General features: G+C 55.9%; 20 protein-coding genes. 12 read left to right on the top strand and 8 right to left on the bottom strand.

Annotated elements, in window-relative coordinates; all coding sequences use genetic code 11:
- Positions 1-62: 62 nt before the first annotated feature.
- Both IGNI_RS01295 and IGNI_RS01290 read right to left on the bottom strand, forming a co-directional pair.
- Complete coding sequence (locus tag IGNI_RS01295; RefSeq protein WP_011998286.1) at positions 63-1,274, bottom strand: ORC1-type DNA replication protein; 1,212 nt, start codon at positions 1,272-1,274, stop codon at positions 63-65.
- 68 nt (positions 1,275-1,342) lie between these two features.
- Positions 1,343-1,930 (bottom strand): 30S ribosomal protein S7, encoded by a 588-nt coding sequence (locus IGNI_RS01290; protein WP_011998285.1) that lies wholly within the window; start codon positions 1,928-1,930, stop codon positions 1,343-1,345.
- Between the two features lie 84 nt (positions 1,931-2,014).
- Between IGNI_RS01290 and IGNI_RS01285 the strand changes: the two genes are divergently transcribed.
- On the top strand, positions 2,015-2,485 hold the full coding sequence (locus tag IGNI_RS01285) for a bifunctional nuclease family protein (RefSeq protein WP_148202195.1): 471 nt from the start codon (positions 2,015-2,017) through the stop codon (positions 2,483-2,485).
- 3 nt (positions 2,486-2,488) lie between these two features.
- Here IGNI_RS01285 and IGNI_RS01280 read toward each other — a convergent pair whose 3' ends face one another.
- The 5 genes from IGNI_RS01280 to IGNI_RS01260 are packed head-to-tail and all read right to left on the bottom strand — an operon-like array spanning position 2,489 to position 7,634.
- Positions 2,489-2,932 carry a 30S ribosomal protein S12 gene (locus IGNI_RS01280; protein ID WP_011998283.1) on the bottom strand — a complete coding sequence of 148 codons (444 nt, stop codon included), beginning with the start codon at positions 2,930-2,932 and terminating at the stop codon, positions 2,489-2,491.
- Between the two features lie 14 nt (positions 2,933-2,946).
- Positions 2,947-3,378 carry a NusA-like transcription termination signal-binding factor gene (locus IGNI_RS01275; protein WP_011998282.1) on the bottom strand — a complete coding sequence of 144 codons (432 nt, stop codon included), beginning with the start codon at positions 3,376-3,378 and terminating at the stop codon, positions 2,947-2,949.
- Between the two features lies 1 nt (position 3,379).
- Positions 3,380-3,703 (bottom strand): 50S ribosomal protein L30e, encoded by a 324-nt coding sequence (locus IGNI_RS01270; RefSeq protein WP_011998281.1) that lies wholly within the window; start codon positions 3,701-3,703, stop codon positions 3,380-3,382.
- Positions 3,700-4,929 carry a DNA-directed RNA polymerase subunit A'' gene (gene rpoA2, locus IGNI_RS01265; RefSeq protein ID WP_052570437.1) on the bottom strand — a complete coding sequence of 410 codons (1,230 nt, stop codon included), beginning with the start codon at positions 4,927-4,929 and terminating at the stop codon, positions 3,700-3,702. Before rpoA2 ends, IGNI_RS01270 begins: the two co-directional genes overlap by 4 nt.
- A gap of 35 nt (positions 4,930-4,964) precedes the next feature.
- Positions 4,965-7,634: a DNA-directed RNA polymerase subunit A' gene (locus IGNI_RS01260; RefSeq protein WP_011998279.1), complete on the bottom strand. Its 2,670-nt coding sequence runs from the start codon at positions 7,632-7,634 to the stop codon at positions 4,965-4,967.
- Between the two features lie 133 nt (positions 7,635-7,767).
- Between IGNI_RS01260 and IGNI_RS01255 the strand changes: the two genes are divergently transcribed.
- Genes IGNI_RS01255 through IGNI_RS01245 form a run of 3 tightly spaced genes read left to right on the top strand, consistent with a single transcriptional unit; the run spans position 7,768 to position 9,292 of the window.
- Positions 7,768-8,394 (top strand): HAD family hydrolase, encoded by a 627-nt coding sequence (locus IGNI_RS01255; RefSeq protein WP_011998278.1) that lies wholly within the window; start codon positions 7,768-7,770, stop codon positions 8,392-8,394.
- A gap of 29 nt (positions 8,395-8,423) precedes the next feature.
- Entirely contained in the window at positions 8,424-8,861 is a 438-nt protein-coding gene (locus tag IGNI_RS01250) for a RecB-family nuclease (RefSeq protein ID WP_011998277.1), read from the top strand.
- Positions 8,858-9,292 (top strand): RNA-binding domain-containing protein, encoded by a 435-nt coding sequence (locus tag IGNI_RS01245; RefSeq protein ID WP_011998276.1) that lies wholly within the window; start codon positions 8,858-8,860, stop codon positions 9,290-9,292. The genes IGNI_RS01250 and IGNI_RS01245 overlap by 4 nt, the downstream gene beginning before the upstream one ends.
- Here IGNI_RS01245 and IGNI_RS01240 read toward each other — a convergent pair.
- A complete protein-coding gene (locus tag IGNI_RS01240) occupies positions 9,264-10,118 on the bottom strand; it encodes a hypothetical protein (RefSeq protein WP_011998275.1) in 855 nt (284 codons plus the stop codon). The genes IGNI_RS01245 and IGNI_RS01240 overlap by 29 nt on opposite strands.
- Between IGNI_RS01240 and IGNI_RS01235 the strand changes: the two genes are divergently transcribed.
- The 8 genes from IGNI_RS01235 to IGNI_RS01200 all read left to right on the top strand — a co-directional run bounded on the left by IGNI_RS01235 (position 10,119) and on the right by IGNI_RS01200 (position 15,315).
- Positions 10,119-10,805, top strand: coding sequence for a metallophosphoesterase family protein (locus IGNI_RS01235; protein WP_011998274.1), 687 nt, complete (start codon positions 10,119-10,121; stop codon positions 10,803-10,805).
- Between the two features lie 31 nt (positions 10,806-10,836).
- Positions 10,837-11,145, top strand: a complete 309-nt coding sequence (locus IGNI_RS01230; RefSeq protein ID WP_052569836.1) for a hypothetical protein — start codon at positions 10,837-10,839, stop codon at positions 11,143-11,145.
- A 6-nt stretch (positions 11,146-11,151) separates the two neighbouring features.
- Positions 11,152-11,814, top strand: coding sequence for a potassium channel family protein (locus tag IGNI_RS01225; protein ID WP_011998272.1), 663 nt, complete (start codon positions 11,152-11,154; stop codon positions 11,812-11,814).
- 5 nt (positions 11,815-11,819) lie between these two features.
- A complete protein-coding gene (locus tag IGNI_RS01220) occupies positions 11,820-12,572 on the top strand; it encodes a mechanosensitive ion channel family protein (protein WP_011998271.1) in 753 nt (250 codons plus the stop codon).
- Between the two features lie 65 nt (positions 12,573-12,637).
- Positions 12,638-12,988 carry a hypothetical protein gene (locus IGNI_RS01215; RefSeq protein ID WP_011998270.1) on the top strand — a complete coding sequence of 117 codons (351 nt, stop codon included), beginning with the start codon at positions 12,638-12,640 and terminating at the stop codon, positions 12,986-12,988.
- Between the two features lie 141 nt (positions 12,989-13,129).
- A complete protein-coding gene (locus tag IGNI_RS01210; RefSeq protein WP_052569829.1) occupies positions 13,130-13,660 on the top strand; it encodes a phosphoribosyltransferase in 531 nt (176 codons plus the stop codon).
- Complete coding sequence (locus IGNI_RS01205; protein ID WP_052569827.1) at positions 13,620-14,018, top strand: hypothetical protein; 399 nt, start codon at positions 13,620-13,622, stop codon at positions 14,016-14,018. Before IGNI_RS01210 ends, IGNI_RS01205 begins: the two co-directional genes overlap by 41 nt.
- Positions 13,990-15,315, top strand: a complete 1,326-nt coding sequence (locus tag IGNI_RS01200; protein ID WP_052569823.1) for a PFL family protein — start codon at positions 13,990-13,992, stop codon at positions 15,313-15,315. Before IGNI_RS01205 ends, IGNI_RS01200 begins: the two co-directional genes overlap by 29 nt.
- The last annotated feature ends 4 nt before the right edge of the window (positions 15,316-15,319 follow it).

The following is a 15,319-nucleotide window of genomic DNA, read 5'->3' as shown; positions in this document are numbered from 1 at the left end:
GCCAGAGGGCGGTCTGGAGGGCTACGACCGGACACGCCGCGGAGGGGCGACCGTCGTCAAAGCTAACCGGCGACCTCGGCCACCGTGGGGTCCACGAGCAGCCCCTTTCTTATAGCCTCTGGGTCGCTCTCCAAGCTGATCACTCGAGTGAGCCCCCTCCTCCCCCTGCTCACCACCTCGGTGGAGATGAGCCCCAACATGTCTAACTCCGAAATCAAGTCGCCGACCCTCCTAAGCGTTAGGGTCTCTATCCCGAGCTCCGCGGTCAGCTCCTTGTACTTGCGGTACACCTCGCCGGTGTAGGTGGTCTTCCCGCCCTTCGTCAAGAGGAGTATGGAATACAGTATCAACTTGCTGTGTAAGGGCAAGCTCTTCACTATCTCCACCACCCTGTCCTTCTCCATCTGCTCCCAAGCCCTCCTGACGTGCTCTACGGTAACCTTCGAGGAGCCGCTCCTCTCGGCTATTTCGCCGGATATCCTCAACAAGTCGAGGGCCTTCCTAGCGTCCCCGTTTTCCCTAGCAGCCAAGGCCGCGCAGAGCTCTATCACTCCCTCCCCCAGCACCCCCTCTACGAACGCCATCTCCGCCCTGTCCTTCAATATGTCCCTCAGCTGCTCGGCCGTGTACGGGGGGAACACGAGCTCCTCCTCGCCCAAGGAGGACTTTACCCTAGGGTCGAGCCAGCTGGTGAAGTTGACGTCGTTCGTTATTCCAACCAAGGATACCTTGGACCTTTGGAGCTCCTCGTTTATCCTGGTCAGCTTGTAGAGCAAGTCGTCGCCGTACTTCTTTACGTGATAGTCTATCTCGTCTAACACGAGTATCATCAAAGTTCCCTTCTTGTCCAGGAACTTCTTGAACCTCGAGTAGAGCTCCGCCGTCGCCACTCCCGTCGGGGGTACCCTTATCCCTATGTCCTCCAGCATCCTCGCTAGCACCCTATACGGGGTATCGTCCCTCTTGGTGTTGATGAAGGTTATTTTCAATTTAACTCCCTTCTCGACGGCTTTCTCACTTAACTTCTTGACTACCAGCTTTACGACCGCTGTCTTACCGGTGCCCGTGAGGCCATATATGAACAAGTTGTTCGGCTTGTAGCCCTTGAGGGCTTGGGCTAGGACGCTGGCCACCTTCCTTATTTGTTCTTCTCTATGGGGAAGCTTGTTAGGCAAGTAATCCGGCAGCAGCACGTCCCTGTTCTTGAATATCCTCGAGCTGGTCACCCGTTCGAAGACGTCGTCGAGTATGTCGTCGAGGTCCGCGGTCAGCACTGGTCACCCGTCACAGTGTAGGCGCCGGCCCGGGATAAATAGCCGAAGAAAGGAAAAAGGAATGAAGGTTAGCGCGAGGAGAGCGCTATCCTCTCGATTTCCTCCTTCTTTTGTATAGCGTAGCTCTTGGGGTCGTCGTTAGCCGCGGCCACTATCTCTTCCGCGAGAGTCTCCTCCAAGGGCTTCTGACTCTTGAACGCCTTCATCCTGGCGCCTTCGGTTAGGAACCTCAGAGCTAGGTCTACCCTCCTCTGGGGGCTTACGTCCACAGCCACGTGGTAGACTATACCGCCGTACATTATCCTGGTGGTCTCTTCCCTAGGGGCGGAGTTTTCAATGGCCCTCACGAGCACTTGCAGGGGGTTCTGCCCGGTCATCAAGTATATCAAGTCGAAGGCCCTCTCCACCACGCTGTAGAGCTTGGCCTTCTTGCCCATGTTCCTTCCAGGCCTCATGAGCTTGTTTATCAACCTCTCCACTATGGGGACCTCGGCCTTCCCGAACCTCCTCTTCTCGTGTCTACCGGCGGTGTACGGGGTCCACACGGGCTTCAAGCATATGTACTTCTTAAGGCTAGGGTCCCTTATCTCCACGCCGTCGTAGTCCCACTTGCCGAACAACTTGGGCTCCAAGGGACTTATAGTTTCCCTCTCCATGCCTTCGTGACCCGCTAGCGCTTTGCGCTCCCACGTTTTAAGGCTTTGATCCCAAAACCGAGGCAGACGGAGGGAGCGAGCGCCTTGGAGGGCAGGCTGGTTAGGGTCGTCGACGTAGACGCGAGGATAGAAGAAATATACCAAAACGCCCACCTAACGCCTATCACCGTCATGATTTGTAAGCTTGAAGACTCTAGGACCTTCCGCTTGTACTACATCCCCATAGAGATAGTGTACGCTATCAAGAACTTGAAGGAGGGTTTCGGGGAGGTCCCCCGGAACGCGAGGAACTCCCTCTTCGACATATTGCCGTACTTCGAGAGCGTGATAGAGAATTTTAAGAGCGTTATAGAGAAGGTCGTAATAGACGAACTCGACGAGGACAGCGGCCTTTACACCGCCAAGCTGTTCTTGAACTTGGGTTCGGTGAAGCTCTCGATACCCATGATACCCAGCCACGCCATATATTTGGCCTTGATAACCGACAAGCCCATATACGTTGACGAAAAACTCTTGGAGAGGGAGTACGGGGAAGTCGGGGACTACGAGGACTGAACCTTACCTCACGGGCTTCTGTTTTTTACCCTTCAGGATGGCGTCCAAGGATACCCCGTTCACCAGCACGACTTTGTACCTAACTCCCGGGATGTCACCCATCGACCTCCCTCTGGGCCCTCCTATGCCGACTATCACCACCTCGTCGTGTTCGGATATCACGTTGAGGCCGCCGTCCCCGGGCACGAAGGCCGTTACTACCTTCCCGTTCTTAACCAATTGCACCCTCACGCACTTCCTCACTGCGGAGTTAGGCTTACGCGCCTCCACGCCTACCTTCTCGAGGACTATCCCGCGTGCCATTGGAGCCCCTTCCAGTGGGTCGTACTTCTCCTTGAGCTTCAACATCCTCCTCTTGAACTCCCTCTGGCTCCACCTGAACTTGAGCCTCTTCCTCTCCAGCTTCCTAGCCGCGAACAGTCCGTTGGGAGCTTTCTTACCGGGCATCGCACCTCACCCCCTCAGACCACCACGAGCGAGTCCACATCGAAGTGTCTTTTAAGGATTAAACGGGCCTTGGCGACGTTTCGGCCCTCCTTACCTATGGCCACTCCCTTATCCTTGGGGTTCACTCTGGCGTACACGACCTTCCCCTTTGGAGTCTTGCTCACCCTGACTCCAATCACCCTAGCCGGGGCCAAGGCGTTCTTTACCATCTCTTCAATGTTGTCGCTGTAGGGGACTATCTCTATCTGCTTCTTCAATATTTCCTTCAACTTTCTAACCATAAAGCCCCTCTTGCCTATCGCCCTTCCCACGTCCTCCGGCTTCACTAGGAAGATTATTCTATCAAAGGTCGGGTCCACTATGCAGTCGACGGGCGTCACTCCGGTCAGCGTAGCGAAGGTCTGCATGTACCTAAACTCTTCCGGGGTGAGGACTATATCCGGCATTTCACTCAACCCTGCTCTCGGCTTTTATTGCGTCCACTATTTTAGAGTCGCCCTCGTCTACTACCGCGAGGGCGCTCACGACGAAGGGCTTGGCGCACAGCGTGCCCAGCTCCTTGCTGGTCCCGGGGTACACGTACACCGGTATGTTGCTGAGCTTGGCGTAGTACAGCACGTCCCTCCTCACTATCGGAGGAGCCCCGGCCGAGACTATGGCCGCCTTGGCCTTCCCGGTCTTCAACAACTTTATGGTTTGTTTAGCGCCCAAGACCACTTTTCCCGTTCTCAAGGCAGTCTTCAACTCGGCCTCTATCGCGGTCACGGTCATTCACCCCCTTGGCGCTCTTCACTGCTCTTTTTAACTCTCCTCACGAACTCTTGCGGATTCATAGCCAAGAGCACCATCCCGGTGCCCAACGGTATCGGCTGGCCGATTATTATGTTCTCAGTGACTCCCTTCAGCTCGTCCACCTCCCCTTCCACCGCCGCGTCCACGAGCTGCTTAACAGTGACCTCGAAGGCCGCCCTGGCGAGCACGCTGGGCTTGGTACCGGCTATCCCGTGCCTCCCCACCTGCCTGACCTCGCCGCTCCAAGTCATCGCGTCGGCTAACAACATTATGTGCCTCCTATCCACGTCCAAACCTTGGTTCTCCAAGACGTCCAATATCTCATTTATTATTGCTTGCCTAGCGGCTTCTATACCTAACACTTCTTCTATCTCCTTGATGCTGTCGCTCACCGTCCGAGTGGGGTCCACGCCTTCTACCTCTAACACTTGGGCCAAGTTAGAGCCGTCGGTAACTAAGACGTACTCATCCTCCCTCTGTTGAACGATTACTCTGTTTATCCCTTTAATGCCCTTAATCTTAGCGGACAGAACCTTATCCCTTACCTTCTGCAGCTCGCCTATGGAGGTGTAAGCCTCCGGGTCCAGCCTCACGAGCACGGCGTATTCGTCGTCGGGGTCCGGCTCCGCCCTTCCCTTTATCCTCAACCTGTTTATTGCCTTGATCACGTCGTCCCTCGTTATTCCTTTATCCTCCATCATCTCTGGGTCGAGCCGAACAATTATGGTGGTCTCGAACCAATCTATCTCTACGCTCGACGCCACGTTTTCGACCTTCGTCATCTCTATCTTTCTAGCCACTTCGAGAGCTTTCTCTTTGTCGTGTCTGTGTTCCTCGTCCAAGTAGACGGTCATAGTGGGGGTGCTGGGGGTGCGCCTCGCGTCAACTATCTCTATTAGCCTAGGAAGGCCCAAGGTTACGTTTAGCTCCTTTACGCCCGCATAGTGGAAGGTCCTCAGTGTCATCTGCGTGGAGGGCTCGCCTATGGACTGGGCAGCCACCGTGCCCACGGCCTCTCCGGGCTCGACCTGCGCCCTCAGGAAGTACCTGAACGTCAGGTCCACTACCTTCTTCAGCTCTTCCTCGCTGACCTCCGGCTTTACGTCTATCAGCTTCTCGATGTTCCTCCTCAGCTCTTCGATGAACTTCGGCTTCGACCTTATGTTGTACTCCTCGTAAAGCTTCCTCTCCCACTCGTCTATCAGCTTGAACGCGTACTCCAGCTTCTCGGCCGCCCCGCTCACAGTCTCACCTTCGTGACCTTTTCAATTACGTGCTTCACGTCGACCGACTCCCCGTGGGCACTCTTCATGGGGTCCACGCCGTCGTCGCCGTAGACGCTCTGATAAAGCGCGCCCCAAGCGTCCTTAACCGTGCCGTCGTAGTCGACCTTCAAGTCTTGTAACGCGTTTATCAGCCTCCTCTGCATGTAGCCGGACTGGCTCGTCCTCACAGCCGTGTCCACCAGCCCCTCCCTACCTCCGGCGGCGTGGAAGAACACCTCGGTGGGAGTTAGGCCCTCGTAGAACGAGTGCTTCACGAACCCTCTGGCGTCCGGGCTTATGTCGCCCCACTCGAAGTGCGGCAAGGTCCTCTTGCGGTAGCCCCTCTTGATCCTCTCCCCCCTAACCGACTGCTGGCCGAGCAGCGCCGCCATTTGCGTCAAGTTCAGTATGTTGCCCCTTGCTCCGGCCTTTGCCATTATTACGGCGTTGTTCAGCGGGCTCAAGTACTTGGCCGCGATCTCGCCGGCCTTGTCCCTTGCCTTGGCCAGTACGTCCATTATCATTAACTCCAAAGTCTCCTCCAGAGTCCTTCCGGGCAAGGGTTCCAACAAGCCGTTCTTAAAGTCCTCTATCAGTTTCTCCACTTCTTCGTAAGCTTCCTTCAAGACCTCCTCTATCTCCTTCTTAGCTTCGGGAGGCAACCTCACGTCGTCGTACCTAGTGGTGAAGCCCCTCTTCTCTATGAACCTTAGGAACATCTTGAACGCTCTGTCGTATATCTCCCTGCCCTTCTCCGGGCCGTACTCGTAGACTATCCAGTGCATTAGGCTCTTAGGCTGCTCGTGGCCTATGGACTTCTTGTCCAACACCCCTTCAACCAGCTCTCCGTCCCTGACGACCACGAAGGAGTCGTAGAAGCAGTACTCGTCGTCGCACTTGAGCTCGCCGGTGGATATGTTCGCCTTTCCGGAGTAGTTGAAGTCCTTAGGCAAGAACACGGAGAACAACTGCTTCCCGGTCCACACCGTCTTGGGGCTCAAGATCGCGGGCTCCGGGAGCTCGCCCTCGTAGCCCGTAACCCCTAGGAGCTCTTGCACGTCGCTCCTGTCCAACAAGGTCGCGACTGTGGTTAGCAAGTAGGCGCCGGAGATGTAATCTTGGAGGCCCCCGATTATCGGGCCGCCGTACCTGGGGCTCAGTATGTGCTTCTCGACCAGCATGAGCTCCAGCGCTTCAGCCCTCGCCTCCTCGCTCTGGGGCACGTGCAAGTTCATCTCGTCGCCGTCGAAGTCGGCGTTGTAGGGGGGACAGACGAGCGGGCAGAGGCGGAAGGTCTTGCCCGGCAGCACCCTAACTAAGTGGGCCATTATGCTCATCCTGTGCAAGGACGGCTGCCGGTTGAACAGCACCACGTCCCCGTCTTGCAAGTGCCTCTCGACGGTCCAGCCGGGCTGCAAGCTCTCTGCAATTATCTTGCGGTCCTTGGCGTACCTCAAGTCTATCCTGCGCCCGTCCTTCATGATGACGTAGTTGGCGCCGGGCCACTTGTCCGGGCCGTTAATGACCAACTTCCTCATCTCTTCGATATTCCAAGGAGTTACCTTAACCGGGACCGTGAGGGTCTTGGCCACCTCTATGGGGACTCCTACCTCGTTTATCGATATGTTAGGGTCGGGGCTGATGACGGTCCTAGCCGAGAAGTCGACCCTCTTACCGGAGAGGTTGGAACGGAACCTACCTTCCTTGCCCTTGAGCCTCTGGGCCAAGGTCCTCAAGGGCTTGCCCGACCTGTGCCTGGCGGGCGGGATGCCGGGGATCTCGTTATCGAAGAACGTAGCCACGTGGTACTGGAGCAAGCCCCACAAGTTCTCTATCATTGCCTCCGAAGCGCCGCTTTCGATGTTCTCCCTCAACTTGTTGTTTGTCCTAACTATGTCTGCTAGCTTGTGTGTTAGGTCGTCCTCCGACCTCATTCCGGTTTCTAGGATAATCGAGGGCCTAACAGTGACAGGGGGGACGGGCAATACGGTAAGTACGGCCCACTCCGGCCTGGCCTCTTTGGGGTCGAAGCCGAGTACCTTAGCGTCCTTGTCGGGTATGTTTTCCAGCCTGCTCCTCACCTCCTCCGGGTTCAAGTAGTGGAGCCTGGGCATCCTCTCCTCAATGAAGTTGTAGGGCTTCTCCAGCTTGATCTTGTACTGCTTCGCCCCGCAGTGGGGGCACTCCATCACCTTCGCGGCCTTCTTCCTAACGAAGGCAGTTACCCTCCTAGCCAGTAAAGGCCACTTCTTTTCCAACTTCTCATACAACCGCAAGAATTTATCTATCTCCTCGTCGGAGAGCTTCACTCTGCCGCAGACTCTGCAAGTGGCGCGGAGGGCGTCGTAAATGTGAGGCACGAACTCATAGTGTATTACCGGTTTCACTAGCTCTATGTAACCGAAGTGGCCGGGGCAGTCGTGAAGGGTGTTACCACAAGTGGGACACCTCTGGCCGGGGCTGGTGACCCCCATACGGGGGTCCATTATGCCCCCTTCCACGGGCATGCCGGCCTCGTCGTAAGCTTGGTCAGTTACGACGGCCACTACGGCCATCTTCCTTATTTCGTCCGGCGAGAGTATTCCGAACTTTATCTCTTTGATGATCTTGTCCGCTCGAGGGGCGAGGCGAAACCTTTGCGGCATGTTACCCGGGTTCGGGGCGAGAGCGGAGGAGGATAATAAGCTACCTAGTGTAGCTTTATGAATTGGTGGTAGGAAGTACAAGCGCAGCTAAAGAGGTAAATCGGGAACGCCGAAGCCCCTCCGGGTCGCGCGATTGAAGAAGCTGGCGCTCCTCGACTTAGAGGGCACATTGATAGACTTTGAGTTCTGGGAGGAGATGGCCGATGTTAAGGGGGATCAGAGCCTCAAATTGCTCTTAGAGAAGGGGTTGAGGGGGCCGGGCTGGTACGAGAGCTTCTTGGACAGGGTGAGGCTCATCCTCGGGACCCCGAAGGAAGTAGTGGAGAGCGTGGCCAAGAGGGCTATAGGGAAGATAAGGCCGGAGGCCGTAACCTTGATTTCCGAGTTGAAGAAGAGGCAGTACGTAACGATGATAGTTTCCGGAGGCTTCGAGGAGTTCGTGGCCCCGGTGGCGCACGCCCTAGGGGTGGACGACTACGTCTCCCAAAAGCTTATCTATCACAACGGCGTGATCGTGGGCGTGTTACCCGTATTTAAAGAAAAGGGAGAGGTCGTGGATAAGCTGCGCCCATGGTTCGACTTCGTTTTGGCCGTGGGTGACGGCTACAACGATATTAAAATGTTAGAGAGAGCCGACGAAGCTGTTGTCGTCGGGAAGAGGGCTAAGGAGATTTCCAAGAAAATAAACGCTAAGACCTACAACAATTTAGGGGAGTTCGTTGAAGACCTTATAAAGGGCGGCGACGCAATCAAGATTTAAGTCCCTTAGAGGGGTCGGCCCAGAGAACCTTGAAGAAGGTATTCGTCGTCGCACATGCGCCCACGAGCGTCCAACGCTTAGAGGACTTGGCCAAGCTCGCCTTCGGTTTCGGGGAGCCCGTGAGCGGACTCGTGGTCACGAAGCCCTCGGGCGCCGCGGCACAGATAGGCGTCCCAGAGGTGAGCAAGTTGGCGTACAAACTGGACAAGGCGTTTTTCGTCTTCCCAGACATAGACGACGCGTTGGAGTTGCTGAAGCCCCAGAGGGTGTACACGGTCTCAAGGGAGTACGGCGAGGAAGTGGAGCGCGTGGAGGCGGAGGGCGTAACCCTAGTCGTGGTGGGCGCCAGCGAGCCCGGGCTCAGCAAGCTAGAGGCCTCTAAGGGGAAGGCAATTTACCCTAAGGGCTTGGAGGGCGAGATAGGCCCTATAGGCGCCGCGGCCTTAATTTTGGCGGGCTTGAAATGATAGAGAGGGTAGAAGTAACCGTTATAATACACGCGACCGAAGACCCCGAAAAGGTCATGGAATCCGTATTCAACTTGTTGGGTCTTAATAAAGAGGACGTGGACGAGGTCGAGACGCTTAGGTCGAGGGGGCACCACGGCAACCCCATTACGTACGTAAAGATGGTGATTAAGGGCAAGAAGGCACAAAAGGCGCTTAGGAACATAATTAGTAGGATGGACGAGCTCGAGTATCAGATACTGAAGCGTGAGATGGACTTGAGGACCGAGGGGAGCAAGCTTTACTTGAGGTTTGACAAACAGAGGGCCTACTTGAACGAGGTATCGTTGAGCACGGGCTCTGACGTGGTGCGCGTGGTCGCCGTGTTCAAGGGCAGGGTGGACGAAGGGGCGTTGGAGAAGTTTAGGAGGGCTGACAGCGCCGGGAGATAGCGGACCTCAGCGCCTCCCTCTCCTTCTTGCTCAGAAACACCTCCACGTCCCACTTCGTCTGCGGCTCGAGGGACGTGGAGGCGTGGGAGACGTAGAGGGTCCCCCTCTTAAAGGCCTCCTTGAGTTCGTTGCACGACGCAGTCTCCAAGAACTCCTCGAACTTCGCGTCGAACTCCACCGCCTCCTTCAGCTCCTTGTCGTCCAGCACCTTCCCACAGACCATGCAGCTCCCGTCCGGGGCCACCGCTCTGAAACCGCAGTTCGGACAGTAGCCCACCGGCCCCGGGTCGCCCCGCAGCCTCCAGCCTTCCTCCCAAGCCCCTTGGAGGGGGGTGACGTCCAGCCCGAGCCTCTTGGCCTCTTTGTACAAGCGCTGGGCCACCGGTATTACCAAAGGCCCTATGTTCGCCGCTACGAACTCGTACTGTTCGGGCGTGAGCTTGCCCTCCGGAACTACCTCTAACAATTTGAACGCTATTATTGACATTATCCTGCTTTCGTTTCTCCTTATGTTTTTAATTATGTTCTCCGGCTTCGGCTTGGTCACCCTGTCGCCAACCAAGCCCACTATTATATCTCTCAAGAGCTCTACGTATTCGTCCTCGCTCAAGCCCAAGGAGTCCAAACCTAGGGCGGAGGCCACCAAGGGGGCCGCGTCCTCCGCGAACTTAGCTGGGTCCCACTGCCTCCTCTTGACCTTGCTGCTCTTCTTACGCCTCCCCTTACTGCTCAGTTTCGACCACCTCTCCGACCTTCTGGAAGGATGTTCAAATGTTGGGGGATCACACCTAAGTCCCTTCTTCGACAGACATCGACCGGGAACCACTTGTTAGCGCTCGCGTTTTCCGACGTCCATTCCCCTAAATACCTCCATCTATTAAAAGCTGACGGTCGCTACCGCCTAACCCTGATGGCCGGCGACTTGGTGGAGAGGTCTAGGGTAGAGAACTTGCGGCCAGTTGTGGAGTTCGCCAAGTCCAGATCGGACTTCATCATATCGGTCTTCGGGAACGAGGAGTACAGGGAGAAGGAGGAGGAGTTCAGGGAGGCCTACCCGGAAGTCCGCTGGCTGGACGACGAGTACGCGGTGATGGACTTGGGAGGTCCGTGCGTTAGCGTGGTGGGTTCCCGGGGCTCTCTGTTGAGGCCCACCTCTTGGCAGAGGAAGCACTTGCCCAACATAGAGGAGGAGTACTCTAAGAAGCCCGAAGTCATTAGAAAGTTAATAAGGGAGGCTAAGAAGGAGTGTCCCACAGTCATCTACTTGAGTCATTATGCTCCTACGTGGAAGACGTTGGTGGGCGAGAAGAGGAGCATATGGCCTTACTTGGGCGACCCCAGGATCGAAAGGGTGTTGTTGGAAGAGGGAGTAAGGCTGGCCGTCCACGGCCACGCCCACTACGGCAGGGTGGCCTACGTCAACTTGGGTAGGTTGACCATCTATAACGTGGCACTCCCGGCCAGGGGAAAGCCGACGAAGATAGCCATAGGTGTGCAGCGGAAGCTCATTTAGTTCAACGCGAGGGCCCCGGCGGGCAAGGGTTTTGGCGGACTGGGGCGAGCTGTTGTTGCTGAACTACGCCTTCCTCTATTCGCTCTCAACGGTGTTCTGGAGAACGCTAAGGGACAAGGTAAAGAAAGAGAGGCCGTTCGCGTTGGCCTACGCCACCGGAGCGCATTTAATATTCCTCACCTCTCTCTTGAGGTTGAACTTGATCGACTGGATACCGTTGGTAATCACGAGCTACCTCATAATGTCCATAATTTCGATAACTCGGCCGGATAAGGCTATGCTCCCTTACGTGTATACCGCGTGGGCAACTCTGTTAGCCTTAGAAGTGGCAATGGGGTGATAGGAGTTGAAAATCTTAGTCGTAGGGATAGGCGAGTTGGGGCGCCGCGTGGCCACCGACTTAAGCTTGAAAGGTTACGACGTAGTGGCGGTTGACGTTAACAGCGAGAAGTGTCAAGCGCTGGCGAGGGAGGCAGACGTCATGGTGATCAACAGGGACGCCACGGACCCGAGCCTCTATGAAGAGCTCGAGCTGGGGAGCTTCGACGTAGTCATAGCCTCCACAGACCGGGATGAAGTAAACTTGTTCGTAGCTGCAGTAGCAAAGGAATACGGGGTAGGGAACATAGTGGTCGTCACGAGGACGGCCAAAGCCTCAGAGCTTATAGAGATGTTAGGTCTGGCGGACGTCACTTTCCCATCGCCGATAGTGTCGGCCAAGCTCGTGCTCAGCTACATCGAGGGTAAATACGGGATAGTGGAGCTGACTAAGGTCCTCAGCGGCAAGTACGGGATATACTCAATAGAGATCACTTCGGGAGACAGCAGCGTAGGCATGAAAATAAGCGAAATAAAAGAGATATTGCCAAAGGACGTGATGATATTAGCGGTCTTCAACGGCGAACAGTTCGTGGAACCCGAGGAGGAATTAACTTTGGAGCCGGGGTACATCCTGATCTTACTCGCCCCGGTCGGGAGGGAGGAGGAGATCGAGAGCGCGCTGAGGTGAGAGACGTGGAGCTGTGGCTGTACGTTACCGTCCCCTACTCGATATTACTCGTGCTTGCTTACTTGTTCTTAAGGATAAAGATAATAAAGGACATGGTTAAGAGGAGGATAATGACCCCGACGAGTGCCAAAGACGTAACCCACATACTCGACTACATCTTCATGATAATGTTAATTGTAGGGGACTTCGTAGGGTACCTGTCTCCTCAAGTACTAGCGTTCTTACTCTCTGCGTTACTGATCACCACGCCGTTCCTCCTCTGGGACGTAGTGAGGTCCATCGTCCACTACTACATAATAACGTCCACTAAGATAGTCAACGTAGGCAACTTCGTTATCTTAACGAGGGGCGTGAGGGGCTGGATAAAGAGGATAACGCCGTTCTTCGTAGAGCTCAGGGGAGAGTACGAGGAAACCATAAGAGTGCCCAACAGCTTGGTCGCGATGGAGCTCGTGAGGATACCGAGCCGTTCCTTGCCCTTCACGCTAACCGTCCGGTTCTACGGGGTGAATGACTTCAACGCCATTGAAGAGGCCTTGAAGGACGCTGTCGTTTACACCAAGAAGTTCAGCGTTGCCGAACCCAAAATAAAGGTAAGGGGGGTGGGGAACGACTGGATCGAGTACGAGCTCACCTACGGACTGAGGAACTATGAAGTCACAAACGACATAATGAAGTTGTTGGCAAACAAGCTGGGGAAGCTAGTAGAGGGGGTAAAGTTCGAGATAAGGAGGGAGCACTCGCTAATGGTGAAGTGAGGCCCGAACGATGATCGAACGACGGTCTCCTGAGCCGGTGATGACTCTTCTCTCAAGTGAGTTCGGTGGAGGAAGTCTCATTAAGAGCTCGATCGAAGCTTAGCTCGGAGCTGAGCCGCGTCTTGAAGGCTGCCCTAGGTCCCTTGGAGGCGAGCGTAGAGGGGAACAAGGCCGTTATACGGAACGCGTCGGATAAGCCCGTCTTCATTGAAAGGCTCTCCGTGCTTTACTATTACACCGTTAACGCCCCCGACGGCAAGGTGATAAGGAGGAGGGGCGAAGAGACGGTCCTCGAGAGGAAAGAGTTGAAACCCAACGAAATATTGAACGTAAAGTTTGATGTAGACATAGCCGGCCTTAAGGCAGTGCTCGTCGTCAGCGACGAGGTAAAGAGCTACGAAGCGCTCCTCAAATGATTTTTAAATAACGCGAGGGCCAGCCTACGGGGACCGGCCCTACCAAAGAGAACTCCGAGGAGGCCGGTGCACCGGGCGATGACTCGGAGGGTCAGGGGTAGGGCACAAACCCTCCCACTCCTCACGCTTGAGGGCCCCCGGATGTACGAAGTCGTGAGTTGGGAAGAAGTCCACAAGATGAGTTTGGAGTTGGCAAAGGCGATCGGCGATTCGGTGGACGCAGTGGTGGGTCTCTTAAGGGGAGGCTACGTCCCGGCCCACCTAATAGCAGATGCCTTGGGCTTGGAATTGTACGTCATGAGAATCAAGAGTTACAGAGGGATAGGGAAGAAGGGCAAACCGGTCGTCACGCTGCCGCTCATTGGCAACGTGACGGACTTGAGAATCCTCTTAGTGGACGACGTGTGCGACTCCGGCGAGACCTTGAGCGTCGCTAAGAAGTTCCTCGAGGCTTACTCCCCCAAGTCAATAACTACCGCAGTTTTGTTCAAAAAACCTCAGTGCTCGGAGGAGGTTGATCTCTGGGTCAAGGAGAGCGGGAACTGGATCGTCTTCCCGTGGGACGCGTCTGAAACGCTCAGAGAGGACCCCAGCGTTAAGGGCGCCCTAGAGGAGGCCTTGGGGGTCGAGCTTGATATTCTGGGGGAAGGCGGAGGTTCCGGAGAGGCCTAGGCACGCCTACGGCACCGACCCGGTGAGGCTGAGGGCCGCCGCTGCCTTAGCTTACGACGACTTTGTTAAAGGATGCACGATCTCCAGCTATTTCCCCGTAGAGGTTTTGCTATATTACTTCGGCACGAAGCAGATCTCTAGAGCGTTGGAGCTCTCAGCCAAAGAGCTCGAGGGGGTCGAAGTCGCCTACTTTGCAGACGTAGAGCTGCCGCCCAGGCCGTTATGGGTAACCGAGCTGGAGGGGTGCCCGTTCGAGCTGGTGCCCCGCGAGTGGATGGTAAAAGCTATGGAGATTCGGTCCGAGAAGCGGCGGAAGAGGTGTAGGAAGGTTGAGGTTCAGGCCCGAGGAGATAGCTGAAGTTACTGAGATGCTTCACTACTTGAACTTGGACGTGAGAGCAGTAACCCTCTCGTTAGACGTCACAGGGAAGGAGAAGGAAGAGATAGTGGAAACGGTCGAAAGCAAGGGCTCGGAGCTAGTGCGTGCCGTTAGGGAAGTAAGCGAAGAGCACGGCATACCTATAGTAACAGTAAGGATGGCGCTGACCCCCCTCGCCGAGGTGGTCAACAAGGAAGAGGAGCTGGTCGAGCTGGCGAAGGAGCTGGACAGAGCAGCCGTAAAGACCGGGGTGGACGCCCTCGGAGGCTTCGGAGCTTTTGCAGAGGTCGGACTGAACGCGAGAGCAAAAACCTTAATCAAGGTTTTACCAGAGGTTTTATCGAAAACCGAGAGGCTCTTCGGGTTCTTGAACGTCGGCGACACGTGGAGCGGCTTGAACGTAGAGGCCGTATATGAGGTGAGCGAAGCGCTAATAGACTTGGCCATAAGGACCAAAGGTACTGGCAACGCCAAGTTCCTAGTTTCGGCGAACTTGCCCGGGGACGTGCCCTTCATGCCCGGCGCCCACCACGGCAAGGGGAGGCCCGAGGCCGAGGTGAACGTAGCGATCTCCGGCCCCGGCGTCATGGAGGCCGTAGTAAGGAGGTCTAAGGTCAACAGCTTCCGAGAGCTCTACGAGGTTTTAAAGAAGGCGGCGTTCAAGATCGCGAGGCTGGGGGAGTTCGCCGGCAGGAAGGTGGCCGAGAAGATGGGAGTTGAAATGGGATCTGTGGACTTGAGTTTGGCGCCGACGCCCAAGATGGGGGACAGCGTGGCTAAGGTGGTAGAGGCCATGGGCGTGCCCTCCTTTGGGGCCCCGGGAACTCTGGCGGCGCTAGCATTGTTGGTAGAAGCCTTGAAGAAGGGAGGGGCGATGGCTGTCTCGCGCTTCGGTGGGTTCTCCGGACTCTTCGTCCCGCTGAGCGAGGACTCGGGGATGGTCGAGGCCGCTCAGAGGGGGACCTTGGACTTGTACAAGTTGATCGCTTACACGTCTGTCTGCTCGGCCGGGCTGGACATGGTGCCGATTCCTTTGGTAACCCCAGAAACCTTGGCCTCTATAACTCTGGACCAACTCATGATAGGTGTAATAAATAGCAAGCCGTTAGGAGTTCGCTTGCTGCCAGTTCCCGACGCCAAGCCTGGGGACGTTATCGAGTTAGGCGGCCTCTTGGGGAGAGGAGTGGTGCTCCCGGTGGAGGACTTGCGCCCCAACAACTTCATAAGGTTGAAAGGCCACGTCCCCCCTCCGACGCTCAGGCTCCACAGAGGCTGATGAG

It is taken from the genome of Ignicoccus hospitalis KIN4/I (assembly GCF_000017945.1).
Lineage (GTDB): Archaea > Thermoproteota > Thermoprotei_A > Sulfolobales > Ignicoccaceae > Ignicoccus > Ignicoccus hospitalis.
The sequence above is the reverse complement of the archived record's forward strand: the minus strand, read 5'-3'. Positions and strand labels throughout refer to the sequence as shown.